The sequence below is a fragment of the Pseudomonas sp. UBA6276 genome, assembly GCF_002438365.1.
Taxonomy (GTDB): Bacteria; Pseudomonadota; Gammaproteobacteria; order Pseudomonadales; family Pseudomonadaceae; genus Aquipseudomonas; species Aquipseudomonas coleopterorum.
The window spans coordinates 1-5,605 of record NZ_DJUS01000024.1 but is presented as its reverse complement, the minus strand read 5'-3'; the positions used below and the strand labels follow the sequence as shown (position 1 = coordinate 5,605).

General features: G+C 63.7%; 7 protein-coding genes and 1 pseudogene. 3 read left to right on the top strand and 5 right to left on the bottom strand.

Annotated features, from left to right (window positions below):
- Positions 1-650 (bottom strand): annotated as a pseudogene (locus B2V21_RS03365) (class I SAM-dependent rRNA methyltransferase); the annotation flags it as partial.
- A 187-nt stretch (positions 651-837) separates the two neighbouring features.
- On the opposite strand from B2V21_RS03365, the gene mutM reads away from it, so the two are divergent.
- Both mutM and B2V21_RS03355 read left to right on the top strand, forming a co-directional pair.
- Positions 838-1,650: a bifunctional DNA-formamidopyrimidine glycosylase/DNA-(apurinic or apyrimidinic site) lyase gene (gene mutM / locus B2V21_RS03360; protein WP_282349731.1), complete on the top strand. Its 813-nt coding sequence runs from the start codon at positions 838-840 to the stop codon at positions 1,648-1,650.
- A 153-nt stretch (positions 1,651-1,803) separates the two neighbouring features.
- Positions 1,804-2,151 carry a hypothetical protein gene (locus B2V21_RS03355; protein ID WP_049861677.1) on the top strand — a complete coding sequence of 116 codons (348 nt, stop codon included), beginning with the start codon at positions 1,804-1,806 and terminating at the stop codon, positions 2,149-2,151.
- A 21-nt stretch (positions 2,152-2,172) separates the two neighbouring features.
- Here B2V21_RS03355 and B2V21_RS03350 read toward each other — a convergent pair whose 3' ends face one another.
- Both B2V21_RS03350 and coaD read right to left on the bottom strand, forming a co-directional pair.
- Positions 2,173-2,424 carry a YfhL family 4Fe-4S dicluster ferredoxin gene (locus B2V21_RS03350; protein WP_049861678.1) on the bottom strand — a complete coding sequence of 84 codons (252 nt, stop codon included), beginning with the start codon at positions 2,422-2,424 and terminating at the stop codon, positions 2,173-2,175.
- 101 nt (positions 2,425-2,525) lie between these two features.
- Positions 2,526-3,008 carry a pantetheine-phosphate adenylyltransferase gene (coaD, locus tag B2V21_RS03345; protein ID WP_049861679.1) on the bottom strand — a complete coding sequence of 161 codons (483 nt, stop codon included), beginning with the start codon at positions 3,006-3,008 and terminating at the stop codon, positions 2,526-2,528.
- Positions 3,009-3,277: 269 nt separating this feature from the next.
- On the opposite strand from coaD, the gene B2V21_RS03340 reads away from it, so the two are divergent.
- A complete protein-coding gene (locus B2V21_RS03340; protein ID WP_134722855.1) occupies positions 3,278-4,132 on the top strand; it encodes a sulfurtransferase in 855 nt (284 codons plus the stop codon).
- Here B2V21_RS03340 and B2V21_RS03335 read toward each other — a convergent pair.
- On the bottom strand, positions 4,095-5,129 hold the full coding sequence (locus B2V21_RS03335) for a hydrolase (protein WP_286916028.1): 1,035 nt from the start codon (positions 5,127-5,129) through the stop codon (positions 4,095-4,097). The genes B2V21_RS03340 and B2V21_RS03335 overlap by 38 nt on opposite strands.
- Positions 5,130-5,150: 21 nt before the next feature.
- A partial coding sequence (gene rsmD, locus B2V21_RS03330) for a 16S rRNA (guanine(966)-N(2))-methyltransferase RsmD (protein ID WP_286916027.1) occupies positions 5,151-5,605 on the bottom strand: 455 nt, incomplete at its 5' end.

The following is a 5,605-nucleotide window of genomic DNA, read 5'->3' as shown; positions in this document are numbered from 1 at the left end:
GGCGCCAGGCGCGCGCGGTTCATGCGGTGGTCGTAGAACCAGCCGGTCTTCTGGCCTTCCATCACGGGGGCTTCGAACTTCACGCCGTTCTCTTCCAAAGCGACCCACTCCGGGACCACGCCGAACGCGCTTTCCACGTAGCGCTCCAGGCCTTCGGCATCGCGGGCGGCGGAATCGTTCTTGAACAGAATACCGCTGGGCTTGATCACCTGGATCAGCGCGGCCATGACATCGGCCTTGTAGCGTTCCATGGTGGCCGAAGCGAGCTGCACCACCAGAATGTCGCCGAAGCGATCCACGACCAGGCCCGGCAGCAGGTCGGAATCACCGTACACCAGGCGATAGAACGGCTTGTCGAACAGCCGCTCGCGCAACGACAGGCAGACGTTTAGGCGATGCACCAGCAACGACTTGTCCAGGCTCAGCTTGACGTCGCGCGACAGCAGGCGGGCGCAGATCAGGTTGTTCGGGCTCAGTGCGACGATGCCCAGAGGCTTGCCGCCGGCCGCTTCGAGAATGGCCTGGTCGCCCGCCTGGAAACCGTTCAGCGGGGTCGCGGCCACGTCGATCTCGTTGCTGTAGACCCACAGGTGGCCGGCGCGCAGGCGGCGGTCGGCGTTGGCTTTGAGGCGAAGGCTGGGCAGGGACATGAAGTCGCTCCGGGTAAAAAAGAGCGGGAGTATACCCCTTTGGTCCCGGCCTCGAATGGAGGATTCGACAAATGACCCGCCGCGCACGGTGGGCGCTAGGGGCCGCAGCGGTTAGAATCCGCGCTGTCCGAGGCGTCGAGCCTGGGGCATGCTTGCCTATCGATCCGCGTTTCCAGTCAGGAGCCCCATGCCTGAATTACCCGAAGTAGAAACCACCCGTCGCGGCATCGCCCCGCACCTGGAAGGGCAGCGTGTGAGCCGCGTCATCGTGCGCGATCGACGCTTGCGCTGGCCGATTCCCGAAGACCTGGATGCGCGCCTGTCCGGGCAACGGATCGTGGCGGTCGAGCGGCGGGCCAAGTACCTGCTGATCAACGCCGAAGTGGGTACCTTGATCAGCCATTTGGGGATGTCGGGCAATCTGCGCCTGGTCGAAGCCGGCTTGCCGGCGCTCAAGCACGAGCACGTCGATATCGAGCTGGAGTCGGGCATGGCCTTGCGCTATACCGATCCTCGGCGCTTCGGCGCCATGCTCTGGAGCCAGGATCCGCTCAACCACGAACTGCTCCTGCGCCTGGGCCCCGAGCCGTTGACCGAGCTGTTCGACGGCGAAAGGCTGTTCCAGCTGTCGCGTGGGCGCAGCATGGCGGTCAAGCCGTTCATCATGGACAACGCCGTGGTCGTGGGTGTGGGCAATATCTACGCGACCGAAGCGCTGTTCGCCGCCGGTATCGATCCGCGCCGCGCGGCAGGGGGCATATCCCGTGCCCGCTACCTGCGCCTGGCGGTCGAGATCAAACGCATCCTGACCTATGCGATCGAGCGCGGCGGCACCACGTTGCGTGATTTCATCGGCGGGGATGGCCAGCCGGGCTACTTCCAGCAGGAGTTGTTCGTCTATGGTCGCGGTGGGCAGCTGTGCAAGATCTGCGGTACCACCCTGCGCGAGGTCAAGCTGGGCCAACGTGCCAGCGTGTATTGCCCGCGTTGCCAGAAATGACGGTGCTGCACGGACGGTGTTGAGAGGGGCAGGGATAGCCAAGCCTTCGGCTCTTCAAGAAGCGGCTCGCCCCTGTCCTGCACAATCCCGAGCAACTGATATAGTTACCGCATCGCAAATCGCAGTCGCCCACGTGAGCAGAAGGATTGTGCCATGAACCTGTTTCGAACCCTGTCGCTGGCGCTGATCGTCAGTTTCGGCCTGCACGCCGTGCCGGCCATCGCTGCCGACTCGAGCATGAGCGCAAGCAGCGGTGACCCGACCTACCAGATCCAGAATCCTCCGGCCTACGCCATGATCGGCGACCTGCTGATCGCACGGCCGTTGCTGGTCGCCGCCACCATCGTGGGCGCAGGTCTTTTCGTGATCTCTTTACCGTTCACCGCAGCCGGTGGCAACGTCGGGGCCAGCGGCAAGGCCCTGGTGGTGGATCCAGGCAAGGCAGCGTTCGTGCGTTGTCTGGGCTGCACGCAGAGCGGCTATAACAACGCCGGCAATTAAGCCAGGCATTGGCATGGGAACTCAGTGCTTGCCAGTGATCTGGCGGTACTTGGCCATCAGCTGTTCCTGGGATTCAGGGTGCGCTTCGTCCAGTGGAATGCAATCCACCGGGCAGACCTGCTGACACTGTGGCTCGTCGTAGTGGCCTACGCACTGGGTACACAGGTTGGGATCGATCACGTAGATCTCCTCCCCCTGGGAAATGGCAGCGTTCGGGCACTCGGGTTCGCAGACGTCGCAATTGATGCAATCGTCGGTGATGATCAGGGACATGAAAACTCCGGCCCGAGACTACGGCCCAGGCATGTGAAAACCAATGGCCGCAATTGTGCCGCATTAGCGCCCGCAGTGCACGCGGGCGCAACACCGGATGCCTACTTCTTGCTGAAGCGCTGGGTCAAGGCCTCGGCCACGGCCGGGTGAACGAACTTGGTGATGTCTCCGCCCAGCGCGGCGATTTCCCGCACAAGCGTCGAAGAAATGAAGGAATAGCGTTCCGAAGGCGTGAGGAACAGGCTTTCCACGTCCGGCGCCAATTGCCGGTTCATGTTGGCCAGCTGGAACTCGTATTCGAAATCGGACACCGCTCGCAGGCCACGCAGCAGCACGTTGGCGTTCTGCTCCTTGGCGAAGTGCGCGAGCAGGGTCGAGAAACCGACGACTTCGACGTTCGGCAAGTGCCGTGTCACTTCGCGCGCCAACTCCACGCGTTGTTCGAGGGCGAACAACGGATTCTTCTTGGGGCTCGCGGCGACCGCGATGATCACGTGATCGAACAGGCGCGAAGCGCGTTCGACCAGATCACCGTGACCCTTGGTGATCGGGTCGAAGGTACCTGGGTACAACACTCGGTTCATCACGGCGTCCTGGCGGGAATCGGTTGGGGAGTGCGATGGTATCGCAGCCGGAGAGGTCGGCCAAGCCTGCATCGTGGGCGCAATGCAAGGGTGATCGCCTGTGGCACGCTGTCGCGGTACGCGCGCGTCCGCGGTAGGATGACGGGCAGGCCAGGTGTGCCGCGTGCGCCGACGTGCCTGCTGCTACAGTGAATCATGCCGCGATGGATGCTGTCTGAGCTGTTCCAGCGAAGGGCAAGTCCATCATTCATTCACCGCTGGAGTCCTTCATGCCCCTCGCGCAACTGATCAGCCCGCAAGCACTCGCCGAACACCTCGACTCCCCCGAATGGGTCCTGCTGGACTGCCGCTACAGCCTCGAAGACGCCGACTATGGCCAGCGCAGCTATGCCGAAGGCCATATCGCCGGTGCCCATTTCGCCGACCTGGGCCGCGACCTCAGTGCGCCGGTGATCAAGGGCGTGACCGGGCGTCATCCGTTGCCCGAACCTGCACACTTGCAGGAACGGTTGCAGCGCTGGGGCATCGATGCAGACAGCAAAGTCGTCGTCTATGACGACGGGCCCGGCGCCTATGCGGCGCGGGCGTGGTGGCTGCTGGCCTGGCTGGGCAAGCGCGATGGCGTCTTTCTGCTCGATGGTGGGCTGGCCGCCTGGCACGCCGCCGGTCTGCCCTTGAGCCTGGATGCTGCGCCCACCGAGCCCGGCGATTTTGTCGGCACACCGGATGGCGCGCGGGTGGTCGATGCGACCGATCTGCAGGCACGCCTGGAAGATCCACAGTTGACCTTGCTGGATGCACGCGCGTTGCCCAGATTTCTGGGCGAGGTGGAGCCCATCGATCCTGTCGCCGGGCATATCCCCGGTGCGCAGTGTGCGGCCTTCACCGAAAACCTGGGGCCCGATGGCCGCTTCCTGCCGGCAGCGCAATTGCGTGAGCGCTTCGCCGCCCAATTGCAGGGCCGGACCGCGGAACAGGCGGTGGCTTATTGCGGTTCCGGCGTCACCGCCTGCCACAACCTGTTCGCCATGGCCCTGGCCGGTTACCCGTTGGCGACACTGTATGCAGGCTCCTGGAGCGACTGGATCACCGATCCGCAGCGACCTGTGCAGAAGGGCTCATGAACTCGATCCACTGATTCAGCCATTGCGGTATGCGCCGCTCCAGGTAATAGCCGGGTTGGCGCAGGCTGCCCTCGACGAAACCGACATGTCCGCCCCGTGCATGCAGTTCGAATTCTATGCAGGGCGACATCTCTTCGGCGGTCGGCAGGCTGTGGGGGAACACGAATGGATCGTCCTGCGCCTGGATGATCAACGTGGGTTTTGCAATGCCACCCAGGTAGTACCGACTCGAAGAGCGTCGATAGTAGTCATGCGCGTCCTTGAAACCGTGCAGCGGCGCCGTGACCTGGCCATCGAAGTCCCAGAAGGTCTTGATGCCCTGCAGTGACCCAAGAGCCTCCAGCGCCGCCAGCCCATCGTGATGTCCTTCCTGCTGGAAGCGACTGCGCTTGTCGGTCAGGTAGGCGAGCATGGCGCGCATGAAATGGGCCTGGTACACCCGGGAAAAGCCTTGGGTCATGCGGTCGGCGCACTGGTCCAGGCGAAACGGCACAGAAACCGCCACGGCGGCCTGCAATGGGCTGTTCGGCCCGCTTTCGCCCAGGTGCTTGAGCAGAATGTTGCCGCCCAGTGAGTAGCCTACGGCGAACAGCGGCGCCTGGGGCCTCTGTGCGCCCAGGTGATCAAGTACGTGCTGAAGGTCTTCGCTGGCGCCCGAATGGTAGCTTTGCGCGAGCAGGTTGGGCTCGCCGGAGCAGCCGCGCCAGTTGACCGCCACGCTTGCACACCCGTACTTGCCCAATTGCCTTTGCAGGCCGGCGACGTAGGGCGAGTTGGATGATCCGGTCAGACCGTGCAGTACCACCACCAACGGGGCATGGGGTGTGTGGGGGCCGTGCCAGTCGAGGTCGACGAAATCACCGTCCGCCAGCCACAGACGCTCCCGCTCGCGCGGCAACGCCGGTTGCTTGCGCCACAAGGGGCCCCACAGCGTCTGCAGGTGTGGGTTGGCCAGCCCGAGGGCTGGGCGAAAGCGAGGATGTGCTGCGTTCAACATGAATGCCCTGACAAGCCGGTGTCAGCCACGCTGCCACAGAGAGTAGTAGACCTGCCCGGCTTTCTTCTCGCGGTGCAAGCGCCAGGTAGCCGGCATCTGCAACGCTGAGGGCGGTGTCTCGCTCTCGGTGTAGATCCAGGCGCGCTCTGCCAGCCAGCCTTTTTCTTCCAGCAGCGTGCAGGTCGCCGGCAGCAGGTTCTGGTGGAAGGGTGGGTCGAGGAACACCAGATCGAATGCGCTCGGAGTCTGGGTTTCCAGGTACTTCAACGCATCGCTTTGCAGCAACTGGCCCGTGGCGCAACCAAGCAGGTCCAGATTGTGCCGAAGGCTGGAAATGGCGGTGGCATTGGCATCCAGCGCCAATGCCATGCTGGCGCCACGGGACAGCGCTTCGAGGTACAGGGCACCACTGCCGGTGAAGGCATCCAGCACCTTGGCACCTTCGATGTGCGCTGCCAGCCAGTTGAACAGCGTTT

What these genes read in the sequence shown, in the direction of transcription:
- mutM (WP_282349731.1), top strand. Translation starts at nt 838, where the DNA reads ATGCCTGAATTACCCGAAGTAGAAACCACCCGTCGCGGCATCGCCCCG.
- B2V21_RS03355 (WP_049861677.1), top strand. Translation starts at nt 1,804, where the DNA reads ATGAACCTGTTTCGAACCCTGTCGCTGGCGCTGATCGTCAGTTTCGGC.
- B2V21_RS03350 (WP_049861678.1), bottom strand. Translation starts at nt 2,424, where the DNA reads ATGTCCCTGATCATCACCGACGATTGCATCAATTGCGACGTCTGCGAA.
- coaD (WP_049861679.1), bottom strand. Translation starts at nt 3,008, where the DNA reads ATGAACCGAGTGTTGTACCCAGGTACCTTCGACCCGATCACCAAGGGT.
- B2V21_RS03340 (WP_134722855.1), top strand. Translation starts at nt 3,278, where the DNA reads ATGCCCCTCGCGCAACTGATCAGCCCGCAAGCACTCGCCGAACACCTC.
- B2V21_RS03335 (WP_286916028.1), bottom strand. Translation starts at nt 5,129, where the DNA reads ATGTTGAACGCAGCACATCCTCGCTTTCGCCCAGCCCTCGGGCTGGCC.